Raw genomic sequence first — 24248 nt, forward strand, 5'->3', positions numbered from 1 at the left:
TTGTTAATACGAATTTAAAGCACATTGCGACACAACTTTTCAGAGGACAGAGGACAATTGACAAAGGACAGTGAAGGATGATTTTTCTCCGCTTTGCTGCAAAAAATCTTTAATTAAATTTTTGATGGCTCGTTTCACTAAAGTGAAACATTGCTGATTTATATAAATTAAAAGCTTATTTTGCGTTAGCAAAATAAGCTTAAAATAAATTAGTTTTCTGACGTAAGGAGGAAAACTCACCTTCATTGTCCTCTGTCCTCTGTCAATTGTCCTCTAAAAAATGCTTCGCATTTTGCTTATATTATGAATTATTTTTATGATATTTATCTCCTAGTCATTTTTCTCTAAATTTATAAAGAATGTAGCCAAAATTCCTATCACTAAACAAGCTGCAAGAGATGTGAAAGTAATGGTGTAACTTCCAGTCTTAAGTAAGCGCATAGTTAAAACTGGCCCAATACTAGCACCTAAAAATAATATAAAAGTATACATAGAAACTGCTGAACCTCTTGTTTTTCCTCCAAGCACACCAATTAATGAAATCAAAGTTGGAGTAGTAATTGCAATACCTATTACAAAAATCACACTCATAATAATCATAAATAGAGCACTTCTACTAATTCCTATTAATGCAAGTCCTATAATTGAAAGTAATAATGAACCTCTAAGAACAGATATAATACTAAATTTTTCTACTAACTTTCCTGCATATGGTGACAGCACCATTCCAATAATTCCTATAAGCCGTACGTATAATATTTGTTGAGTAGTAAAATTAAATTTAGGACTACTTAGAAAATTACCTAATGCACTGTACATACCAACAAATGACAATAATAGTACTAAAGCAATAATATATGCATATTTCAATGATTTTATCTTAAATACATTTTTCATCTGTTTAAATACCTTTGAAATATTAGTATCAGGCTGGCTTATAGGAAGATTAGGTATAAACAGTATTATTAATAAAGTAGTTATTAAATATATAAGTCCAAGAATATAAAATACAAAGTTCCATCCTATATGTTGATTCACAAAACTACTAAAAACTTGTCCAATTATTCCTGCCATCAAAAATCCTGTACTGATAAATCCAATAGCTACAACTCTTTTTTTAGGTGGAAATAATTCTACTGCATATGAAAGAGCTACAGGTGAAAAAGTTGCTGCTGCTGCACCTTGTATTCCTCGAAGTGTAATAAGTGTTACTAAGTTATGTACTGTTCCTAAAAGGAAAGAAATAATCGTCAAAGCACTTAATCCAATAATTATTACTTTTTTACGACCATAGCGATCTGACAATGGTCCATGACACAAACAACCAATTGCAAAACAAAGTGAAAATCCACTACTACTCCATACAGCTTTAGAAACCTCCACTGAAAAAATTTGTGAAAATGTTGAAACCAATGGAATTGTAACATACAAACTAGACATTATAACTAATCCTGACCAAAACAGTATCAATGTAATTAGCGAATAACTTTTTGTATCATCTATATTTTTTGAAATAAAATTATTCATTTTCAAAACCTCCAAAATCTTAATTGTTAAAATAATATAATTGCTAAGCTCCCTTATATCCTAATATCTTACTACCTACTTCATGTTCTATTAATTATCTTAAAAATTCAATTTTACAACTTACCCAACTGAAGCTGAATGTACAAAATTAAGAATCATATGTACTATCTATTTCTCCGAAAGTTCCTTATTACAATTTGCACAAACCCCATAAAATTTAAGACTATAATTAATTATTTTCAAATTATATTTCTTCTCAATTTTATTTTTGACAAAACCTAACATAGTGTCCTTTATTGGATATACTTTACCACACTCTTTACATATAAAATGAGGATGTTGATGTTCATTACCTGGTTCCATAAATTCATATCTAATTCCATCTTCATCAAAATCAAATTTACAAACTATACTGTTTTGCTCCAATAGTTGCATAGTCCTGTAAACAGTGGCAAGGCCAATTTCAGGATATTCCTTTCGTATGATCATATAAATTTCCTCAGTAGTTAGATGCTTATGTTGATTTTTAATAATAACATCTAATATTTTTTGTCTTTGCAGTGTTACTTTAACCCCCTTTATTTTTAAATCATTTTTTACTTTTTCTAATAAATTCTCCATAAATACCTCTCGTATTTTCTACAATTTCATAAATATTTTTATTTTTTAACAGCAATAATCACTCCATCGCCAATAGGTATAAGGCTACTTTCAAGTTTAGAACAGTTAATAACTAATTTATTAAATTCATCAACAGGTTCAATAAGTTCACTCCATTTTGCTTCTAATTCCAGTACAGGAAAAAGAGTATCTTCTGCTATTAATAATCCTCCTGTTTTTAAAACTTTTAGGCAATGCTCAAAAAGTTCTGGATATAATTTTTTATCTACATCTTGAAATATTAAATCAAATTTATCTTTAATATTAGGAATTATTTCTCTTGCATCTCCAATTTTTAATTCAATGTATTTCTCAAGGCCTGCATTAATAAAATTTTGTTTAGCTTGAGCTGCTACTTTTTTATCATATTCAATAGTAGTTATCTTCCCTCCATATTCTTTTACAATTCTAGCCATGGATGTAGTTGAATATCCTATACTAGTTCCAATTTCTAAAATTCTCTTTGATTTTGTAATTCTAATCATTAACTTTAACATTCTTGCAACATCATCATCAATAACTGGTATAAAATCTTTTAACTGAGTTCTACTTATATATTCTTTCTTTTTTATTCCTTCTTTCTTTTCATATAATCCTTTGATATACAAATCAATTTTATCAAAATCCATAATACACACCTTCCAACATTTTATTGGTGTTACATGTAACACACGTTTATTGTAACACTTGTTACATGTAACGTCAATTATATTTTTAAAATGCAAAAAAATAAAAACTCTTTATGTATATTAATTTCATAAAGAATTTTTAACTTGTTCTTCAATATTAAGTTTGTCTAAAATCAAAAACGTTACAATATCACTTGGTTTACTTCAACCCAGTTTACTGGTGTACCTTGTCATTTTTATAAACTTCATGTGAATATTCCTGTAATCTTGCTTTTGCTTTTTCGAACATTTCTTTTGAGCTGCATTTTCTTTCTGAATGGAAATAATCCCTACTAGTAATTTTTTCATACCAACGTTGAAATTTTTTTAACTCTTCCTCATTCTCTTGAAGCTCAGAAAATTTAAACTTTCCATTTTCAGTCTCACGATCAAGTTCATATATTAATCTTTGACAGTTATCTTCAAATTCAATATATTCTTCATCTATCTGCTTTTTAAATTCTGATATAATACATTTTTCATCATCTTCACTTATAAAGTTTAGTTCACTTAAAGTTGACTTTCCCCCTAAATTATTAACCTCTTCTCTAAGATCTTTTAAAATTTCAAATAACCTTTCCTCATATGGCAGCAAGGCTACTCCCTGTTGTAAATAAACAGCTCCTATATCTTTGATTTTTCTCCAAATATATACCCTGTTTTTAGAAGTATTGCTTGGAACTTTATATGTAAGAGCTAAAAATTTCATACTCATAAGTTACTTTCATCCTTTCTAATAACAAAAACCCCTTATTCAAAAGTATATCATAAAACACAGAAAACTCTTATAACAAATTTATTATTCTTCTTATCTATGCTTTAAAATAAATATAATTAGCAAAATCTTATAATTTATAGCTCTTATTTAATATCTGATTTGTTAAATACATAAATACCTACTATTGTAGTTATAACTATAATCAATAATGATATAATCATTGCTTGTAAAATTTCAGCTGTTGCAGCTTTATCTGATAGCACAATACCTGGTTGTGCAAATATACTTTTATAAAAAATCCATTCCAATGACGGTTTTTGAACAGATATTAAATCAAAAGTTCTATTAATAAAATCTAAAAATACAATTATAGTAATAGTAACATTAGCATTTCTAGATATAAATGCTATTAACACAGAAATGCTTCCTATAGCTGTGTATATAATTAATATCATTAAAAACAATTTTATTAAAAATTCCATAGAATAAAAGTTAAATATTTCTCCATATCCATTTACTTTTGTATTTATAGAAGATAATATTAATGCTGGTATAAACGTGATAACTATAATACCTATGTAATAAACTATACTTTTTGATACAAAAATATTAATTCTTTTATGTCCATAGGAAATTAAATTTTTAATATATCCTGAAGTAAACTCTGTAACTATATAGTCAGAAGCAAAAATTCCTATTAAAATGTCTAAGGCTAATGAACTTTGTGCTGAAAGTATAAATGTAAATGCTTGTTTTCCACTCATCAATTTAAAATTTTCTGAAAATGCATAAACTACAATACCTTGAAGTAAATTTAAAAACATAGTTAAATAAAACATTTTTGAAGTTTTTAATTTATAAAATTCTACCTTCAACAAATTAGACATTTTCTAAACCTCCTATAACTTCAGAAAAATATGTTTCTAAATCTTCCCCCATGGGCATTATTTGTTCTACTGTAACTCCTTCTTTTACAAGAATCTCTGTTACTTTTCCTGATTCCTCTATATAATCATATAATTTAATAACATTGCCAGGAAAAACATTATAATTTAATGTGTTCAATTTCTTATTTAGTATGACAGCAGCATTAGCGGAATTATCAACTTTAATATGAATAAATTTTTTACATCTATCATTTAATTCATCTATAGTTATTTCTTCTATTAGTTTGCCTTTATGAATTATTCCATAATGATTTGCAATATGATAAAGTTCTCCTAATATATGACTGGAAATAAGCATTGTAACTCCATATTCTTCATTTAATCTCTTTAATAATTCACGAATTTCAATTATTCTAATTGGATCTAAAGCATTAATAGGTTCATCTAAAATTAAAAATTCTGGTTCACCAAGTAATGCCATTGCTATTCCTAATATCTGTTTAGTTCCTAAAGACAATGTTTTTACTTTTTTATCCTTTATGTCATTTAATCCTACCATATTTAGTACTTTTTCTATGCAATCTTCTCCTGGTATACCCTTTTGAATTCTATTAATATGAATATTTTCATAAGCCGTTTTATTTTCATAAAGTGCTGGAGTCTCTATAATAGCACCTATTCTTTTTCTACTATTCTCTATTTTATCTTTTTCATGTTCACCAAATAGTTCAACGCTGCCACTATCTTCTGACACAAGTCCTGTTATAATTCTTATTAATGTGCTTTTTCCTGCTCCATTCAACCCAATAAGGCCATATATTTGTCCCTTTTTTATTGTCATATTTACATTATCAAGCACATTAATATTTTTATATTTTTTAGTGACCTTACTAATCTTCAAAATTGAACTATTCATGCTATAAGATTCCTCCACAAATTTTCTAGTTTTATAAATACACTATTACTAATCTATCTTTTACCTGACCAACATAAAAATTATACCACTTGTTTGTTATTACTCAATGAATATTTTTTAATTTATAATCTACCAACATTTATATATCTTTTCTATTAATTACAGCACAAGCTGCTATTAAAAATAATACTCCACAGCATATCATAATAACAGATTGATTGGTAGTATATCCTCCACTATAAAATCCAGTATTAGCTATATAAAAAGGCAAACTTCTTATAACATGCTTTACAGCTTCACTTCTACCAGATCCTAACGCTTGGTTTAAAAGTGCCAACATCAAATCAAAGTATAATACATAACCTATAATTCCAACAAGTAAAAAATTAGAGGTAAAAACTGAAATCAACAATTCAAAAGTACCTAAAGTAAATGCATAAACAATAAATACATATAAATTATTAAGCAGCATTTTTGAATTAAAAGTATTACAGGCAATTGATAAAATTTCATAAAATGCAAAACATACTATAGCTGCAATTATAAAGCTGCTCAATTTGGAAAGCATTATTTCTATTCTGCTGAATACACCTGTAAATATCATCTTATCTGTTTTATTTGAAAATTCTTGTGTTAATGAAAAGCTGAAAATAACTAAAAGTATATATGATATTATCTGCAGCATCATTTTAGGCATTGCTTGCACTTCACCTTTTGCACAAATTAAAAACAAAATACAAGCTACAGCAAATAAACAAATTAATAAATTCTTAAAAAACCCTTTTTTTCTTATATCCAATGTAATAATCTTTAAAACTCGTTCCAAAATAATCACCTTCTCCTATTACTTAATTTCTCTTTTGCTAATAATGAGTGTAGACAGAGTACAAAATATCACTGCCCAAATTATATTTATTAGTACTGATTGCATACTAAAACATCCTTGCATTAATGCTATTGTATTATAAAATGGTGTTTTCATATAAGTAGAAAATTTACTTATTAATTCTGGATGATTTCCAATTATAACTGTAATAGCTGAACTATAAAAATTTATCAAACTAAGTATCATTATAAAAAATAAAATTAATTTGCTTTCACTAAATACTATAGAAATTATCAAAAGCATAAGAGCTCCCATGGAAAATGCTATAATAATATAAGTGATAAATAGTTGTAGATGATTAAATGCTAAAAAGCCATTGATTCCTATCTTCTTATACAAAATAAGTGATGCTAATATATTATTCACTTCAACTATTATAGAGAAAATAATTCCCCATATGATTAAACCTATTGATTTTGAAATCATTATTTCTGTTCTACTAAAAACCCCTGTAAAAACAGTTTTAATACAATTAGATTTTATATCATTTCTTAAAATCGAAACCGCTGCATACAATATCATTACATACAAAAAACGTCCAAATTCAAAATCATAACCCTCAAGTTCATATAATGGTGGATGTACAAAACAAATCCATAACATTGAATAAGCAAAAGCTGCAATTATTCCTAACAAAAACTCTTTTGAATATGCTGTATTTTTAACATTAAGCCAGGACATTTTTAATAGTTTATGCATTCTTTTCCACCCCCATAGTTTTTAAGTATTTTTCTTCTAAGCTTTCTTTTATTTCATATACACCTCTAAGTGGTATGTTTTCTTTGCCTATACTTGAAATTAAATTTTCTAGTTCATTAATCTTTAATTGAGCTTCAAGTTTATCTTCACTTAGTACTTTGTACTCCAAATTTTTACCATTAAAAAATTTCTTTAATTCTTCTAATTTACTTGTTACAAAAGCAACAAGTGCAGTATCTTTTTCACTTTTCTTTAAACTTTCAACCTTAATTATTTTTCCCTGCTGTATAAATGCAACCTTATCACACATTAGCTCTATTTCAGAAAGAATATGACTGGATATAAGCACTGTTGTATGCTTTTCCTTTGCTATATATTTTATAAACTCTCTAAGCTGAGGTACTATAGCAGGATCTAGTCCATTAGTTGGCTCATCTAATATTAATATAGGTGGATATGATAAAACTGCCTGAGCTATTCCAATTCTTTGTTTCATTCCTAAAGAATAATTTTTTGCTTTCTTATTTACATAGCTTTCAATGCCTAACCTTTTAACTATTTCATTAATTTCTCCTTTATCTTTAAGTCCGGATATTTCAGAAAAAAATAATAAGTTTTCATACCCTGTTAATTCTGGATAAAAACCAGGTGTTTCTATTACACAACCTATCTGTTTTGTATCATGTCTTTTATTATTTTTTATATTTTCATCATTTATATAAACATCTCCATCATACTTTTTAATGAGCTTAGTAATAATTTTCATAAGTGTAGTCTTTCCCGCACCATTAGGTCCTATAAGACCAATAACTTCTCCTTCTTCCAGTGACAAACTAACATTATCAAGAACTGTTTGTTTTCCATAAACCTTAGTTACATTATTAATTTTCAAAACTTCCTTCATAAAAAATCTCCTCCAAAATCTATATTTAGACAAATGTATTAACTACTTTGTCTCCATCTCAACTAACCTGTTGATATCATTGTATAATTCTGCATATAAGAAAACTTAAAGAACTCCTTAAGAAAACCTTAAGTTTTAATATTAGACACAAAAAATAGCTGCATTTCTGCAGCTATCTTTGTACTTGTTCTTTAGATTTTCTAGAGTATACATCAAAAATCATTATGGATTTAAAAATACCTATTATAAATAGTACTATGGAAACTAATATAAGAAAAAGAGAAATATCTGGTGAAAAAATAATAAGAGCTTTCCATGTAGCACCAGTCATGGCAGGTCCTTTTAAAACTAAAGTAATTGGCAATATTATATTTATGATTAGAGTAAAAATCATGTTAAAAATAAATCTAATATTACTCTTTAAAATCCTCTTTTTAAAGCTTCTAAGTCTTACAGCTGATATTACCACCAAAACTGCTATAATAACATAAACCATGTCTATTATTAGTAAAATAGTACCTACATTTTGGGATGCAGAAGGTTTTTCATTAATTGCAATTTTTAGAGCACCTGGAGCAATCTGACCTGCAGTTATAAAACCTCCTACATCATCCATTTCAATTACTGCAACTTTTTCCTCAGGTATAATAACAGCATGAGCATGGTAATTAGATGTTTCTCCTGTATGTTCAATGAGATCAATTTTACCTTTTTTAAAATTTACTCCCCATCCCATAGCATATTTAACTTCGTCCGCATCTGTACCCATAGGAACAAGAGTTTTAACTGAAGGTGTTAGAAGAGTTTTAATCCCTTCAGAGGATAGTATTGATATATCTTTATATTTTCCATCACACATAATTGCAGACAAATAATGGCACATATCCTCTGCACAGCTTATTATATGTCCACTTGGTGCATTACCTTCGAAATAAGGTAAATCTGCTTTAATTGGAAAACCAAACCAGGTCCTATACCCAGCCGCAAGCTCATTTTGCATAGCTTCTTTTTTTGAAACATAACTGTGTTTCATTTCAAGTGGTATAAAAACATTCCTTTCTATATATTCTTTGTAGGATTGTCCCGAAACTACCTGTACGATTTCACCCAATATATTATAATTTGCATTTGAATATAGAAACTCAGTTCCCGGAGGATTTACAAGCTTTAAGTTATTCAACTTTTCTTTTACTACCTGTTCAATTGTAGCATCAGCTTTTGCATCATTATCATAAAAAGGTGGTACACCACTATTTTGATTTAAAAGCTGCCTCACAGTTATTACTGCAGACTGGTTTTTGTAATAAGCTTTAAACCAAGGTAAATATTTATTAACAGGAGTATCCAGATTAATTAACCCCTTTTCTTTAAGCTGCATTACTGCAAGGGCAGTAATTGATTTAGATACTGAACCAATTTCAAAAGGTGTCTGTCCTGTTACACTTTTTCCTGTATCCGCATTTCCATAACCTTTTATATAAACAATCTTATTATCTTTTACAATTCCTATTGAAAGTCCTTTTATATGAGCCTGCTTCATTTGATCTGTAACATAATTATCAATTTTGTCACTACTTATAGCAGAACAATTTAAAGGTAAAACACCAACTAAAATTAAACTCATTAGTAAACCTACAATAGTTTTTTTTATACATTTGATCATAATATAAAAACCTTGCTTTCTTAATATTTTTAGATATTCTATTTACATATATAGTGCAATATTATAAATCTAATGTTCAATAAATTGGATACATTTGTAGTTTGTCTTCAACTATGCTTTAAACTATATACTTCTTTACATCTCTAATCTGTATTATATTCATAAAAATTTCCTCCTTATATTACCTTGTAAGATTTCTTACAGTCTCTTAAATTTAACTTCAATTAGATTGTACTTGTATGGTATTAATTTAGATTTAAAATCATCTTAAATTCATCTTAAGTTTTCTTTACTTAAACTCTTTAAACTCAATTAATTACATAAAAAAAGATAGCAAAACCTTATCAAAAGTCTTACTATCTTTTTTGAATTCATTTTCTAGCTAATTAATTGCCTTAGACTGCGATATATTGTCTATAAATATCATTCCATCATAAGAATTTAAAGGAACTTGTGGTGCATAGGACCCAATAGGATTATATTTTGAATATTCAGCACCAATAGCATGTATTAACTTTAAGTCTGATAACCACTGCTTTATACCTTTATCTTGAGCTGCAGAATTAAAATCCATAAAGTATAAAGGTATATTTAAATTATGAAGATTATGAGCAAATGTAAAAGATGAAGAATTTTTTATAGTAAATTCCTTAATGTGCGCACTTTTGCTGTTGCTAATTGGGTATGCTCTAAAATTTCCTTTATAAAATTCCATTCCTATAACATACATATCATCATTAAACATCTTTTTTAAATGTGATCCCATAGAAGTATAATTTGGCATTTCTTTAGTTACATGTCCATTATGTGCCCAAAGCATGATTTTATCATTTCCAAACTGTTTTTCATAATCTAAAATCCATTTAACATTTTCAGCCATATACTTATCTCTAGTATTAGTATACTCCATTCCAGCTTGGGATTTTACTTGCAAGCATTTATAGATATTGTTTAAATCTTGATAAGCCATTTTATATTCACTATCAGAAGACTTTGAAATATACTGTTCTTTATTTTTATCAAAATCACTTAATAATTCCTTAATATTGTTTTTTACACTTGCTAATTTGTCTTTTCCAAGTGAAGATACATTATCATCATTAAATTTGTTAAATACGCTTTCATATTTATTAATTGAATTACCATCCACTACTTTTAAATACTCTAAAACTTTTTCTTTTTCAATTTTTGTAGATTGAACATCAAAGCCATAAAATTTTATTTTTGTTTTATTATTATCATCTTTATTATAATTTCTCATCCACTCTATCATGCTGGATACTTCTTCAGTTTTCCATGTCCAGTATTTTAAAGCTTTAACAGCATCATTAACATTTCCTTTTCCATAAAGTATATAATCATTAACTACCTGCGCATCTCCAAAACCTGCCTCCATAGCAAATAATCTATATCCCATTTTTATCACTAAAAATTCTAACATACGATGTTTCATTTGAAAGAATTCTTTTGTACCATGTGTAGTTTCTCCTACAGATACAATTTTTTTATCTTTTAATACACTTTCAAGAGGTTTTAAATCTTCAAACCCACTTTCAGCTTTTACTGTTTTTAAAGGTATTACTTTATTTTTCAATACCTCAGCACGCTTTGATTCTGAAATTTTATTCATACCTAAAGTAGCAGCTGCAATTAAAATTAAAACTCCAAATATACATATTAATACTTTCATTAATTTACTTTTTATTTTCATAATTTTCCCTCCTACAATAAATTAAATTAATAGCTTAAACTTATTCTATAAATTGGAACTAAAAAAACCTTAAAGAACTCCTTAAGAAAACCTTAAGTTTGTCCTTTAAGTTTATGACAGTTACTCATCCAACTAAGTATAATTTTTTATAATAAATTCTATTTGAGCATAGAATAATATATTATATCAAAAGAAAGGAGAAAAACTAATGGAACTAATTAAATTAGGAAGTACTGCGCCAAACTTTTCATTAGAAGATAATCATGATAAAATTATTAATTTATCAAATTATAGAGGTAAGAAAGTTTTGCTTTCCTGGCATCCACTTGCATGGACACCAGTTTGCACAGATCAAATGAGGTCCCTAGAAAATAACTGGGATAACCTTCAAAGTCTTAATACAATAGCATTTGGCCTTAGTGTTGATGCTCAACCTTGTAAAAAAGCATGGGCAACTGCTATTGTTCTTAATAATTTAAGTATTCTTTCAGATTTCTGGCCTCATGGAAAGGTTACACAGGATTATGGACTATTTATTCAAAATGATGGTATATCTGAAAGAGCCAACATTATAATAGATGAAAATGGAATTGTTAAATGGGTTAAAGTTTACCCTATGAGCCAACTACCTGACATAAATGAAGTTTTTCAAGCATTATCTAATATATAAATAACATATAATACGTAAACATACTCATGCCTATACTAAATAAGCATGAGTACTTTCATTAAATTTACTATTTATTGTTTATATAATCTTATACCCCATTCCCCATATGGTTTCTATATATTCTTCTTTTGGATTAGCCTTTTGCAACTTACTTCTTAAATTGCTCATATGGACATTTACCGTATTATCATCACCAAGGTATTCTTCTCCCCACACGCTTTCAAATAAATTTGCCTTTGAAAATACCTTTTTAGGATGGGTTAAAAGCAGTTCAAGTATTTCAAACTCTCTTGCAGTAAAAGTTATATTTTTACCATTTACACAAACTTCTTTAGTTTCTTTATTTAAAACTATGTCTTTATAAGTTAAATTTTCATTTACACTAACATTATTATTGCTAAATTTCATATACCTTCTTAAGTTTGAATAAACTCTAGCACATACTTCTTCTATATCAAAAGGCTTAGTAATATAATCATCTGCTCCTAAATTAAGCAATTCTATTTTATCCTTTTTATCAATTTTAGCTGAAATTACAATTACAGGCATTTGCTTAGTCTTTCTTATATTTTTAATCAATTCCTCTCCTGTAATTCCAGGAAGCATTAAATCCAATATTACCAATTGAAAATCTTTAGCTTCAATATGCAACATAGCTTCTGTACCAGAATAAGCTTGTACTACACCGTATCCCTTTTTCTCCATTAGTCTTGCAAGTAAAGTATTTATACCATTATCATCTTCTACTATTAATATGTTAATATTTTCATTCATAGTTTAAACCCTCACATTATATAAAATATATGTAATATTATAACATATATTTTTGTTTTCTTACTTCCCTATTTTATAAATCACCTTATATTTATGCAAATCTTAAACAATTTTATTTAAAATCATTATTTCAATGTGAATTGTGCACACATTATTAGTGAATATGGACAGTTCTAAAATTTTCCACTATTTAATAGTTTATATATTAATAAGTTATTATATTTTTTATTTGTATAAGGGGTGAATAAATATGAAATTTAATGCAATTGGATGTTTCGCCATAGTAATGGCATTTCTATTCATTGGCGAAGCAGTATCCACTAAAACAAAAGCTTATGTTCCTTCTGTATTTTTATCAGCGGTATTATTTATGATAGGATTTTGGACTTTTGTACCTAAAGATGTAGTAAATCAGGCTTCTTTTGGCCCTAACTTTGTATCCGTGTGTATGAGCTTACTTCTAGTACATCTTGGTACACTCATGAGTTTAAAAAAGCTTATAGAACAGTGGAAGGCTGTTTTAATTGCAGTATGTGGCATATGTGGTACTGTTCTGTTGACTATGACAATAGGAAGAATTTTCTTTGACTGGCATGTAGTTGTAGCCGCCACTCCCCCTCTAACTGGAGGAATAGTAGCAGCACTTCTAATGTCTGAAGCATTAAAAGCAAAAGGGCTTATGGCACTTGCTGCACTACCAATAGCAATGTTTATAACTCACAGTTTTTTCGGATACCCTCTAACTTCTTGGTGTCTTAAAAGAGAAGGTAAAAGATTACTTGAAGACTTCAGAAAAAATGGTGCTAATGAAACAGAACTTAAAAATAGTAAACAACTAGCTGAAAAAAGTGTATGTAAGAAACTTATACCACCTGTTCCTGAAAATTATAGAACAACAAGTTTGATACTTTTCAAGGTGATGCTTGTTGCAATTTTGGCAAGTTGGGTCTCAGGACTTACTCATGGTGCTGTAAATCAGTATATTGTATGTTTAGTATTTGGCGTTATATTTTGTGAAATTGGATTTCTTGAAGAAAGTGCTCTTGTTACAGCTGGAGTTTTTTCATGGCTTATATCTGGTTTATTAGCTTATGTATTTGCAGGGCTTTCAGCCGTTGGGCCAGTAGAACTTGCAAAAATGCTGATACCTATAGTTACTTTAATAGTTTTAGGTATTTTGGGTATGTTCATAATGTCAATGATAGTTGGAAGATTTTTTGGTTTTACAAAGGAAATGGGGTTTGCCTGTGCTCTTACAGCACTATTTGGATTCCCTGCAGATTATATTATAACTAATGAAGTATGTGAATCAGTGAGTAAAACTGAAAATGAACGACTTTATGTTGTAGACATACTTCTTCCACGAATGCTTGTAGGTGGTTTTGCTACAGTATCTATAGCATCCGTTATCATAGCAAGCATATTTATAAATTTATTATAAATAATATGTTAATTATAAAATTTTAAACAGGAGGCGTATTATATTGAATACTGATATGCTTAAAAAGGCTAGAGAAATACAGGATTGGGTAGTTAAATTTAGAAGGGACTTTCATAAACATCCAGAACAATCTTTTAAAGAATTCCGAACTTCTAAAATTGTAAGTGAGGAACTTACGAAAATGGGAATTAAAGTAGAACATATTGGCGAAACTGGAGTTATAGGCATCCTTGAAGGAGCATCTAAAGAAAAAGTTATAGCTCTTAGAGCAGATATGGATGCTCTTTCAGTAACAGAAGATACAGGATTACCTTTTTCATCAGAAAATGTTGGATTCATGCATGGTTGCGGTCATGACTGCCACACTTCCATGCTTTTAGGCGCAGCAAAACTTTTATCAGAAGTGAAAGATCAACTTAATGGTACTGTTAAATTTATATTCCAACCAGCTGAAGAAGTTGCTGCTGGTGCAAAAAAGCTAGTAGAAGGTGGAGTATTAAAAAATCCTGATGTTGATTTTATATTTGGTATGCATATATGGTCTGATATTCCTGTGGGAAAAGTAGTGCTCAAAGAAGGCCCTTTTATGGCAAGTGGAGATATATGGGATCTTACAATAAAAGGTAAATCCTGTCATGGTTCATCACCTTGGCAAGGTGTTGATGCCATTGTATGTGCTTCAGCTGTAATAAACGGAATTCAATCCATTGTCAGTAGAATTAATGATGTCAGATCACCAATAGTTATAAATATAGGTACTATTCATGGTGGAGAAAGGTTTAATGTTACACCTGGGTCTGTTAAAATGGAAGGAATGAATAGAGCTTTCAGCACATATACCAGAAAGAAAATTCCAGAATGGGTTGAAAAGATAGTAAAAAGTACCTGTGAAGCATATGGCTGTGATTATGAATATAATTATAACTTCATATGTGCAACAACTACAAATGACGAAAAATGTACTAAATTTGCTAAAAAATCTATTGAAAAATTCCTTGGTGAAGATAAAATAATGTCTTGCGAAAAAATAATGGGTTCTGAAGATATGTCAGAATATCTAGAACACGTACCCGGAACATTAATGTTACTTGGTGGAAGAAATGAAGCGAAAAATTGTTGTTATTCTCACCACTCCAATCACTTTAATGTAGATGAAGATGCACTACCAATAGGTGTTGCATCTTATGCTCAAATTGCTATTGACTACCTATGTAAATAACTGTTTTTATAAAAAGAACGCACTTTAAATATGTGCGTTCTTTTCCATTCTTGCAAGCTCCATATACTTTCACAATGTGATCTTTTTTTACTTATCATGAAGTAATTTAATTTGATTAATTCCATTTAATATATGCATATAAGAATCCGCTTTCTTTTGTATATCTAATGTCAATTCCTCAAGTTCTTCATTTTCTTTTTTAGATTTGTTTACAATATTAGTTAAAGTAGATGCTATTTGTTGAATTCCACCTAAATTTTGTTCTTGAGAATCCTTTACTACTTCCACATGCTTGCATACTTTAGATTCCGAATTAATTATATTATCTAAAAGATTTTTAGAATTTTTTATGATGCTTTCGGTTTTTGATATAGTCTTCCCGCCTTCATTAGACTTATTATTTATAAGCTCTATAGTTTCAGTCATTTCTTTCAAAGTTTCCATAATGTACTTTGCATTTTTTTGAGTATCTATGGACATTTTTTTCATTTCATTTGCAACCACAGAAAATCCTTTTCCAGCTTCACCGGCTCTTGCTGCTTCAATAGCAGCATTTAGTGATAATAAGTTAGTTTGATTTGCAATATTTGTAATTATGGATGCAAAACCTTCTATATTTTTATAATGAGATTGTAATTCTACAAACAATTTAAAAAATTCCTCAAAAACCTTTGAAACACTATTAACTTGATTTATTAAATCATAAAAATCATTTTTAGCACCATCTATTTCTTTTAATGAATCTTTTAAACTTTCAAATACTTCATCTACAAGCTTTGTTGTTTTTTCACTATTTTGAGATAAAGAATCTAGATAATCATTTACCTTTTCAGTTTGATTAGTAGTGTACTCTGTCCCTTCAAGCAATTCATTAAGTCCATATGTTATGCTTCCTTCTTTCTTCAATAAATCCTGTATATTTTTATCAACTTCATTAGTTAACTCATTAACTTCATTTGCATATTTAAAACATTGCATGGAATTTTCTTGTTTCATATCTACAGATTCTTTATTTTCTTGCTTTTTATCTTTTATATTCAATTTTAACATTATACTCCCCCCACCATCATTGAACTAATAACATTACCATAGTTTGATTTGAATGCATTTTATAAAATTGTTCACCATAACTAACGAATCCAGTTGTATTGGAACATGCTTTAAGTATTTCTCTATCAATATCCTTCCAGATTCCTTCTTGCTGGAACTTTAAACTCCTTAATATACAATTTATCACTATAGCAAAGCCCGGTTTAAATGGTAGTTTACTAGTTGTTTTTCTTACTTCTTCAATTGGGTCTACTGCTTTTAAAACTTGAACAAATGTATTTGGTATTAACTGAGAATAAAAAGTTATAGATTTATCATTATTCACTTTCATAGGCGAAGCAATATATATATCTTCTCTATAGATTTTTCCCAAAGGATTATTCATAAAAAACTTTGAGAGCTCTGATTCCTTAATTCCTAAAACTCTTGCATATTCTGTTGCAGCTGGCTTGTTATTAAATGTTTTTACAGTTCTACTGATAGTATCTGCTTCAGTTATCAATAATTTATTTTTAGTTGGAGCATATATATTTTCTTTAATAAGATAAGTTTTACGTTTTGAATTGAAAAATAATATAGCACTATAAACCCTTCTATTTCCTATATAAATTAGTGTCTCGCTGAATTTAAGATTATCCCCAGCACTTCCACCTATTATTTTAAAAGAATCCTCCATAAAATAAAAAGTAGTTAATATAGTTTCTTCCATTCCTGATAATCCATCACATAGCAACAGTGCAAATGCATCTTTATTATCTTTAACTTTTCTGTAACCTTCTTTTAACCTTTCTAAACTTATTATAGGTGGGTATTCTATTTCAATTACTTCTCCTTCATTAGCATCATATTCAAAACCTGTTATCGCACCATTTTTATATCCTTCATTGGTATATTCCCCTGATGTAGAACAAAGTACAACATTATTTAAGGATGCTGAAGAAAGTTTTTTTACCTTTTCAACATCAGCAAATATTACGAAAGCTTTTTCATTTTTTGTTCTAATATAGTTAATCGTTTCTTCAACATTAACAAAATTAACGGATTCCATGAAATTTATCCTCCTAATATACTTATTTTTAATTATAATTGCATATAAAAATCATAATATCGAAAACGTTCGTAACAAAACTATCTTACAAAACTTAGAAATAATATATTTATGATAGGCAAATATATAAAATATATGGAAAAATAGTATAAAATTCATATGACATCACTAACTATTTTAAGTATATTAAAAAAAAATAAATATTGCAATAAAATTATGTAGTATTAAGTCAAATAATGAAATATTTTAATGATTTTGAAACCATTAAATTCCTTTTATTGTAAATCTTCAATTGGTAATTTGAAATAATATTTAAAAAATTAAGTTCAGATAAAATTTATATGGCGTTTAAACTTAATATAAACTCTATCTGAACTTAAAATTATTGTAAAATATTATTTATTATAATATGAAGGCTTACAAATCACCTCATGAATCTTAACGTCAAATATACTGCTGGCATGAGAAGGTGTTAAAATCAATGCAGTATCAGCTCCATATGCTGAACCACCTATTGCAATAATTGGTTCTCCAAATGGTATTAAACCTGCGTCCAAAGCCATAACTGAAACTTCAACACAAACTTTAGTGCCCTGCCCAAACATTCTTAAAGTTTGAGCAATTATTTCAACAGGATTAATTCCACCAAAGGCTCTACTAATTCCTCTTTCTGCACCACTTAATACATGGGTAGTTGTTAGCACCTTTATTCCAAGTTCCTCAAGTTCTTTTCTGATGTCTTCTGTAATTTCACTTTTTCCTGCTTCTGGATACCCATTGGCATGTGTTACAGCTACAATATTTATTCCATTGTCATTTTTTAAAAGTTTTGCTGTACCTCCTTTAGAAGATGCAACAACAATATGCTTTATTCCTTTCTCAACTGCAGTTTTTAATACTAAGTCAATAGTGGTGCTTGTATTTTCTTTACCTTTATTGCTAAAATACATAATTTTATACCTCTTTATACTCTTTCTATTTTACCATTATAACAAAATTATCTTTTCTTGGAGCTGGTTTAGGTAGTTCACAATCCGGATAACCTAAAATACATGAACCTACTCCTATGTAATCACCTTCAACTCCCCATTCCTTTAGTAATTTCTTTCCTTCTCCACTCTCAAACATTTCTCTTGTACGATGTATCCAACAAGAACCAAGTCCAAGAGAATATGCTGCATTATACATATTACCTAAAGCAATGCTTGCATCTTCCACAGGTGTTGCTTTACTTTTATCTGCAAGTACAAGAATTACTGTAGGAGCACCATAATAGGGATCTACATTTTCTTTTTCCATAACAGCTGCATTCATTTTTGATATCTTTTTAATGATATCCTTATTTTGAACTACTATAAAAAGTGCAGACTGTTGATTTGCTCCACTTGGTGCATATTTACCTGCTTCTAAAACAGCCTTCAATTCTTCATCTTTAATTTGTTCTGATTTATATTTTCGTATACTTCTTCTGTTTAATAAAGTTTTCATTGTTTCATTCATAATAACTTACCTCCTAGCTTACAAACAGAACCATATTAATATCATTATTTTTATATATATTTTACTACTGTATTTAACTAGTTACAATGCTTATTATATTAATGATTTAACATATGCTTTGTGAATATTTTCACTAAATTAGACTGGAATCGATCTTTTTTAGTTATTAAGCAGATTTCCCACACAAAAGATTCATCTTTAAAGGGAATTGGATGGACATCTGGATAATTAATATCCCTAGCCATAAAATCAACACTGACGCCAATACCTTTATTAAAATGACTTAATTTATGAATGCCAATAATTTCTGAAGTAGTGAAAACTATATTTGGTTCAAAGCCTGCCTCTTTACATTTATTAATAAAATTACGATGAAAATGAAATTTTTCATTAAGAACAATAAGATTTTCATTTTCAAGATCACTAAAATCCACTGCTGTTTTTTTACACAATGAATTTTTTTCATTTACTAGTATACAAGGATGTTGACTTTTAATGACAGTGGAATTAAAATTTTTCTCATTAACAGGACCAATTGAAACAGCTAAATCTACATTTTCGTTCATAACTACTTCTTCACAAATTGAATCTGGATAAGTTTTTACAATTAGTTGAACCTTGGGATATGCTTCTTTAAAATCTGATATAATGTCTGGTGACAATGCATTAAGAACTCCAAAGGAAAAACATACTGTTAAAGTTCCCTCATTAATATTGTCCATTTTATTTAAACCTTCTAAAATTAAATCAAACTCTTGAACAATATGTTCGGATTGTTTTTGTAAATACTCCCCATACTTTGTTATCCTAATTCCTTTAGATGTATTATAAAACAAAGGATACTGAAGTTCTTCTTCCAAATTGTTAATTGCCTTACTTAATCCCTGCTGAGTAATATAAATTTCTTTAGCAGCCTTTGAAAAACTTTTATGCTTGCAAACCTGTAAAAAATACTTTAATTGTTTTATGTCCAATTCAATACACCTACCTTTTATGCACTATTCATAATCACTTATATAATTTTAAAGTCATTAGAAAAAAGTGACTTAACTTTTAGTTGTATGATTATAAATTTAAGTTGTTTATCAAATGTAAATATCTGTCGTATAATTTAATTGTAAACGTATTAGGGGTACAGCAATAAATACTAATGGATAAAATAAAAGCTATATTGAATATTTCCTTCTTGCGTAAAATATCAAAAATGGTTAACAAGTAAGAAATTTTATCTTTATAAAGATACATAAGTGTAGTCTTAGAAAAACCTAAAACCCAAATTAGTTTCATCTATGACTAGCAGTATATTTTACCCCCATCAAAGATATTTAGCTTTACCCCTACTATGTTTAATTTTCCTAATTTTAGTATATAAGCAATTTAAAAAAATTACAATCTATTTTATGTGTGATGTTATAGATAAGGAGGTATTTTATCAATGGAAGACAGAGGATTGTTAATAAAAAAAGCAGAGGAAGAACTTATTGCAAAAGCAAAAAAAGATGGTGTAGAAACTGCCTGGGATAGAAAAGCTGAAATGAAAACACCTTGTGGTTTTGGTTCAGCAGGTGTATGCTGCAGAAACTGTGTTATGGGACCTTGTAGAGTAAGTCCAGTTCCTGGAAAAGGTGTAGAGAGAGGTATTTGTGGAGCTACAGCAGACGTTATAGTTGCAAGAAACTTTGCAAGAATGTGTGCAGCTGGTTCAGCCGCTCACTCCGATCATGGTAGATCATTATGCCTTTATCTTGAAAATGCATCAAGAGATGGACAAATAAATATAAGAGACGAAAAGAAACTTATGGCTGTTGCTAAAAAATATAGTATTGAGACTGAAGGAAGAGACATTTATGATATAGCACATGATATAGCTGCAGCTACATTAAATGAGTTTGGCAAACCTCATGGGAACTTAACTTTCTCCAAAGCTTTACCTACAAAGAGAAGAGAAGTTTGGGACAAACTTGGTGTAACTCCAAGATCAATTGATAAAGATATAGTTAGTATAATGCACTCAACTCATATTGGATGTTCAGGAGATGCAAAAAATCTTTATAACATGGCAATGAGAGCATCCCTTGGAGATGGATGGGGCGGTTCTTATATTGCAACTGAAATTAGTGACATTTTATTCAAAACTCCATCACCAGTACAAACTGAAGCTAATCTAGGTGTATTAGAAACTAATCAAGTTAACATTATATTACATGGTCATGAACCATCACTTTCAGAAGCAGTTGTTGCAGCTTCTGAAGATCCTGAACTTATTGCTCTTGCAAAAGCTCAAGGAGCAGAAGGAATAAATGTCTGCGGTATGTGCTATACAGGAAATGAAATAACAATGAGACATGGTATTAAAATGGCAGGAAACTTCCTACAACAAGAGCTTGCAGTAATAACAGGTGCAGTTGAAGGATTAATAGTTGATGTTCAATGTATAATGCCAGCACTTGCAAAACTTTCAAAATCTTATCATACTAAATTTATAACAACTTCACCAAAAGCTAATATAACAGATTCTTTGTATATTGAATTTGATGAAGAGCATCCATATGACTCTGCAAAAGAAATGTTAAGACAATCTATATTAAATTATAAAAATAGAGATAGAGAAAAAGTTTTAATTCCTAATGAAAAATGTGAAGCTATGGTTGGATTTAGTACAGAGGCTATAGTAAATAGTCTTGACACAGTTGTTAACTCACAGATAGGACCTATGCAAACAGTTAAACCTCTTGCAGATGTTATAGTATCTGGTACTATAAGAGGTGCTGCGGCTATTGTTGGTTGTAATAATCCAAAAAATCCACATGATACATGTCATGTAGACATGATGAAATATCTAATTGCTCATGATGTAATAATAATTGTTACCGGTTGTGCAGCTCATGCAGCAGCTAAAGCTGGTTTAATGTTACCAGAAGCAAAAGAACTCGCTGGTCCTGGACTTAAGACTGTATGTAATTTATTAGGTATTCCACCAGTTCTTCATCAGGGTTCATGTGTTGATATCAGCCGTAACTTACAACTTGCTGGAGAACTTGCAAATCATTTAGGTGTAGATATCAGTGACTTACCAGTAGTTGGCGCAGCTCCAGAGTGGATGTCAGAAAAAGCTGTAGCTATAGGAACTTACGTAGTAGGCAGCGGTATAGATGCATGGCTAGGAGTTGTTCCTCCTGTAACAGGTTCCCCTTTTGCTATGGATTACTTATTAAATAAGATGGAAGAAGACTACGGTGCTAAATTCTATGTAGAAACTGATCCAATTAAAGCAGCAGAGCAAATGGTACAAAGAATAGAAGCAAAACGTAAAAAAATAAATATATAAAAATTTCAAAGCAGACATTTTTAAAATGTCTGCTTTATTTCATCAACTGGAATTACAACTTTTAACTTATAATATTTCAATTAAGTAAAATTCATTGATTTTAAATTTCTTTAATTTTATCATTGGCTCTTTTCTTATCATTCCAAATTTTTTTAACCAAAACAATTAATGTACTTAATGCAAATAACATTAAAAGACCAATTACAAATGTTTTTACTGTACCTGTTAACATTCCACCTATATAAGAATATATAATAGTTGCAGGAAGCTGTCCTATTCCTGTTGCCACAAAGAATGACCAAAAGCTCATAGATGTTAAACCTGCAGCATAACTAACTATATCAAAAGATATGAAAGGCAGTAGTCTGGCAATTAGAACTGCATATTTACCGTACCTTTCAAAAAACTCATCAATCTTTTTTAAAGCTGTTCTACTTGTAAGCTTTTCCACTACATCTCTTCCTAAAATTCTTGCAATACAATAACATAATGCAGCTCCTGCCATAGCACTTGACCATGATAACATTGCTCCTTTAACCCATCCAAAAAGTCCTGCATTAGCAAAGGTTATTATAAATGCTGGAAGCGGTGCAATTACGGATTGTAATATCATTAGTAAAAAAGAAACAACTGGTGCCCAAATTCCAAAGCTAAGTATATATTCCCTTGCTGCTTTAACATCTACATTTTTCAATACAGAAATTGCCTGATTTACATTAGATTTTATTGGTGGCACAAAAACATATAAACAAATAACTATAAAAATGCAAAAAAATTTCATTATATTTCCTTTAAACACATTTTTCACTTTAATCCCACCTCTCTCAAAAAAACATAAAATAAGTCCAAATATTAAAAAAATCAATAATGCTATATTTATACTAAAAAAATCTATATTAGATTCTTTTATTCCTTCCCTTATAATAGCTGCAGGAACAACTTGTATTCTTTCCTTACCTAAAACTATTATGGATATAGTAGTACAAACTAAAACATTTAAAGTTGTACTAATTAAATTTAATTGTAATATATGTAATTTACTAAACTTTTTAATTAGCATTGCAACAATTAAACTTAATAACATGGTTATAGGAATAAAAATACCTGTATTTATTCTCATTTCAAGCCATTCATTTTGAAAAGTTAAAATAGAAATAAGCATACCCCATATGAAACTATTATATAGTAATCTAAAGATTTTCATATTGCTTCCTCCTAAAAATAAAGGGTACGGAAGTATTCTTCCGTACCCCTCTAATTAACATTACTCAGCTAGTCTAAATATTACAGTTACCTTAGTTCCATCTTTAGGAAGTACATCCTTTTTACCATAAAATTTCACATTTTTTAAAGCTTCAACTTCACCTGCTTTATAAGATGCATTACTTACAATTCCTGTAGCACAACTGTCTAGACATAGCACACATCCTGTGTTATTTTTATTTGCTCTATCAATATTTCCACCAAATCTAAAATCCATTGCTCTTAATGGTAAATCATTACCCTTATAATCAGTTGATTTGATTACATCGCCAAATGGTATCTCTTTTCCAAGACCATCCCATGTAACAAAAACGTTAACCTTTGAACCTTCTATGCTCTTTGCTCCTTTTTTCATATCTTCAGCAGTTAAATTGTTTCCTGGCTTTGCTCCTAGTGACATCATTGCTTCATAGAATTTTTTCTCATCAGCTAATCCTCTTAGTATAGATTTTTCTCCATTTTTACCACCCTTATATACTACTGCATGTCTTGTACCTTCTGTGAAATACTTTCCATTCACTTCTGCCTGCATTTTTACTTCCTTCTTGTCTTTATTAACAGTCATTGTTTCTTCCTTCGTTGATGGTTTACTTTCTTGTGACTGCTGCTGTTTATTTGAACATCCTGCTAATACCATTCCGAGAAGCAATATTGAAGCAGCAATTGATATAATTTTTTTCATTTTTTGTTTCTCCTCTTATAATCCTTAAATTTCT

23 protein-coding genes are annotated in these 24248 nt (G+C 29.0%); 4 read left to right on the forward strand and 19 right to left on the reverse strand.

The window, feature by feature from the left end:
• Positions 1-330: 330 nt before the first annotated feature.
• From Ccar_RS08485 to Ccar_RS08535, 11 genes are all read right to left on the reverse strand, one after another.
• Positions 331-1527 (reverse strand): MFS transporter, encoded by a 1197-nt coding sequence (locus tag Ccar_RS08485; RefSeq protein WP_007059070.1) that lies wholly within the window; start codon positions 1525-1527, stop codon positions 331-333.
• A 168-nt stretch (positions 1528-1695) separates the two neighbouring features.
• Positions 1696-2148, reverse strand: coding sequence for a Fur family transcriptional regulator (locus Ccar_RS08490; RefSeq protein ID WP_007064674.1), 453 nt, complete (start codon positions 2146-2148; stop codon positions 1696-1698).
• Positions 2149-2186: 38 nt separating this feature from the next.
• Positions 2187-2816 carry an O-methyltransferase gene (locus tag Ccar_RS08495; RefSeq protein WP_007059067.1) on the reverse strand — a complete coding sequence of 210 codons (630 nt, stop codon included), beginning with the start codon at positions 2814-2816 and terminating at the stop codon, positions 2187-2189.
• A gap of 214 nt (positions 2817-3030) precedes the next feature.
• Positions 3031-3570, reverse strand: a complete 540-nt coding sequence (locus Ccar_RS08500; protein ID WP_007059066.1) for a Chromate resistance protein ChrB — start codon at positions 3568-3570, stop codon at positions 3031-3033.
• A 146-nt stretch (positions 3571-3716) separates the two neighbouring features.
• Positions 3717-4460 (reverse strand): ABC transporter permease, encoded by a 744-nt coding sequence (locus Ccar_RS08505; RefSeq protein ID WP_007059065.1) that lies wholly within the window; start codon positions 4458-4460, stop codon positions 3717-3719.
• On the reverse strand, positions 4453-5376 hold the full coding sequence (locus Ccar_RS08510) for an ATP-binding cassette domain-containing protein (RefSeq protein WP_007059064.1): 924 nt from the start codon (positions 5374-5376) through the stop codon (positions 4453-4455). The genes Ccar_RS08505 and Ccar_RS08510 overlap by 8 nt, the downstream gene beginning before the upstream one ends.
• A 139-nt stretch (positions 5377-5515) precedes the next feature.
• Positions 5516-6202, reverse strand: a complete 687-nt coding sequence (locus Ccar_RS08515; RefSeq protein WP_007059063.1) for an ABC transporter permease — start codon at positions 6200-6202, stop codon at positions 5516-5518.
• A gap of 18 nt (positions 6203-6220) precedes the next feature.
• Complete coding sequence (locus Ccar_RS08520) at positions 6221-6961, reverse strand: ABC transporter permease (protein ID WP_007059062.1); 741 nt, start codon at positions 6959-6961, stop codon at positions 6221-6223.
• Positions 6954-7865 (reverse strand): ABC transporter ATP-binding protein, encoded by a 912-nt coding sequence (locus Ccar_RS08525; protein WP_007059061.1) that lies wholly within the window; start codon positions 7863-7865, stop codon positions 6954-6956. Before Ccar_RS08525 ends, Ccar_RS08520 begins: the two co-directional genes overlap by 8 nt.
• Positions 7866-8037: 172 nt before the next feature.
• The gene (locus Ccar_RS08530; RefSeq protein WP_007059060.1) at positions 8038-9489 is read right to left on the reverse strand and encodes a serine hydrolase domain-containing protein; all 1452 of its coding nucleotides are present in this window, start codon (positions 9487-9489) and stop codon (positions 8038-8040) included.
• 421 nt (positions 9490-9910) lie between these two features.
• On the reverse strand, positions 9911-11239 hold the full coding sequence (locus Ccar_RS08535; RefSeq protein ID WP_007059059.1) for an erythromycin esterase family protein: 1329 nt from the start codon (positions 11237-11239) through the stop codon (positions 9911-9913).
• A 208-nt stretch (positions 11240-11447) separates the two neighbouring features.
• Between Ccar_RS08535 and Ccar_RS08540 the strand changes: the two genes are divergently transcribed.
• A complete protein-coding gene (locus Ccar_RS08540; RefSeq protein WP_007059058.1) occupies positions 11448-11909 on the forward strand; it encodes a redoxin domain-containing protein in 462 nt (153 codons plus the stop codon).
• A gap of 78 nt (positions 11910-11987) precedes the next feature.
• On the opposite strand, the gene Ccar_RS08545 is transcribed toward Ccar_RS08540, so the two are convergent.
• On the reverse strand, positions 11988-12683 hold the full coding sequence (locus tag Ccar_RS08545; RefSeq protein ID WP_007059057.1) for a response regulator transcription factor: 696 nt from the start codon (positions 12681-12683) through the stop codon (positions 11988-11990).
• A 250-nt stretch (positions 12684-12933) separates the two neighbouring features.
• On the opposite strand from Ccar_RS08545, the gene Ccar_RS08550 reads away from it, so the two are divergent.
• Together Ccar_RS08550 and Ccar_RS08555 are read left to right on the forward strand one after the other, a co-directional pair.
• Positions 12934-14124: a hypothetical protein gene (locus Ccar_RS08550; RefSeq protein WP_007059056.1), complete on the forward strand. Its 1191-nt coding sequence runs from the start codon at positions 12934-12936 to the stop codon at positions 14122-14124.
• 43 nt (positions 14125-14167) lie between these two features.
• Entirely contained in the window at positions 14168-15343 is a 1176-nt protein-coding gene (locus Ccar_RS08555) for a M20 metallopeptidase family protein (RefSeq protein WP_007059055.1), read from the forward strand.
• A gap of 87 nt (positions 15344-15430) precedes the next feature.
• On the opposite strand, the gene Ccar_RS08560 is transcribed toward Ccar_RS08555, so the two are convergent.
• The 5 genes from Ccar_RS08560 to Ccar_RS08580 form a co-directional block, all read right to left on the reverse strand.
• Complete coding sequence (locus tag Ccar_RS08560; protein WP_007059054.1) at positions 15431-16393, reverse strand: methyl-accepting chemotaxis protein; 963 nt, start codon at positions 16391-16393, stop codon at positions 15431-15433.
• A 16-nt stretch (positions 16394-16409) separates the two neighbouring features.
• The gene (locus Ccar_RS08565) at positions 16410-17441 is read right to left on the reverse strand and encodes an FIST signal transduction protein (RefSeq protein WP_007059053.1); all 1032 of its coding nucleotides are present in this window, start codon (positions 17439-17441) and stop codon (positions 16410-16412) included.
• 395 nt (positions 17442-17836) lie between these two features.
• Entirely contained in the window at positions 17837-18391 is a 555-nt protein-coding gene (locus tag Ccar_RS08570) for a pyruvate kinase alpha/beta domain-containing protein (RefSeq protein WP_007059052.1), read from the reverse strand.
• Between the two features lie 25 nt (positions 18392-18416).
• The gene (locus Ccar_RS08575) at positions 18417-18941 is read right to left on the reverse strand and encodes a nitroreductase family protein (protein ID WP_007059051.1); all 525 of its coding nucleotides are present in this window, start codon (positions 18939-18941) and stop codon (positions 18417-18419) included.
• Between the two features lie 98 nt (positions 18942-19039).
• The gene (locus tag Ccar_RS08580; RefSeq protein WP_007059050.1) at positions 19040-19915 is read right to left on the reverse strand and encodes a LysR family transcriptional regulator; all 876 of its coding nucleotides are present in this window, start codon (positions 19913-19915) and stop codon (positions 19040-19042) included.
• Positions 19916-20376: 461 nt separating this feature from the next.
• Here Ccar_RS08580 and cooS point away from each other — a divergent pair, with 461 nt between their 5' ends.
• A complete protein-coding gene (cooS, locus tag Ccar_RS08585; protein ID WP_007064672.1) occupies positions 20377-22269 on the forward strand; it encodes an anaerobic carbon-monoxide dehydrogenase catalytic subunit in 1893 nt (630 codons plus the stop codon).
• 100 nt (positions 22270-22369) lie between these two features.
• Here cooS and Ccar_RS08590 read toward each other — a convergent pair whose 3' ends face one another.
• Entirely contained in the window at positions 22370-23077 is a 708-nt protein-coding gene (locus Ccar_RS08590) for a TVP38/TMEM64 family protein (RefSeq protein WP_007059048.1), read from the reverse strand.
• A gap of 456 nt (positions 23078-23533) precedes the next feature.
• A complete protein-coding gene (locus Ccar_RS08595) occupies positions 23534-24214 on the reverse strand; it encodes a YdjY domain-containing protein (RefSeq protein WP_082141591.1) in 681 nt (226 codons plus the stop codon).
• Positions 24215-24248: the final 34 nt, after the last annotated feature.

Origin of the sequence: Clostridium carboxidivorans P7 (genome assembly GCF_001038625.1) — a bacterium.
GTDB classification, from domain to species: Bacteria; Bacillota; Clostridia; order Clostridiales; family Clostridiaceae; genus Clostridium_AM; species Clostridium_AM carboxidivorans.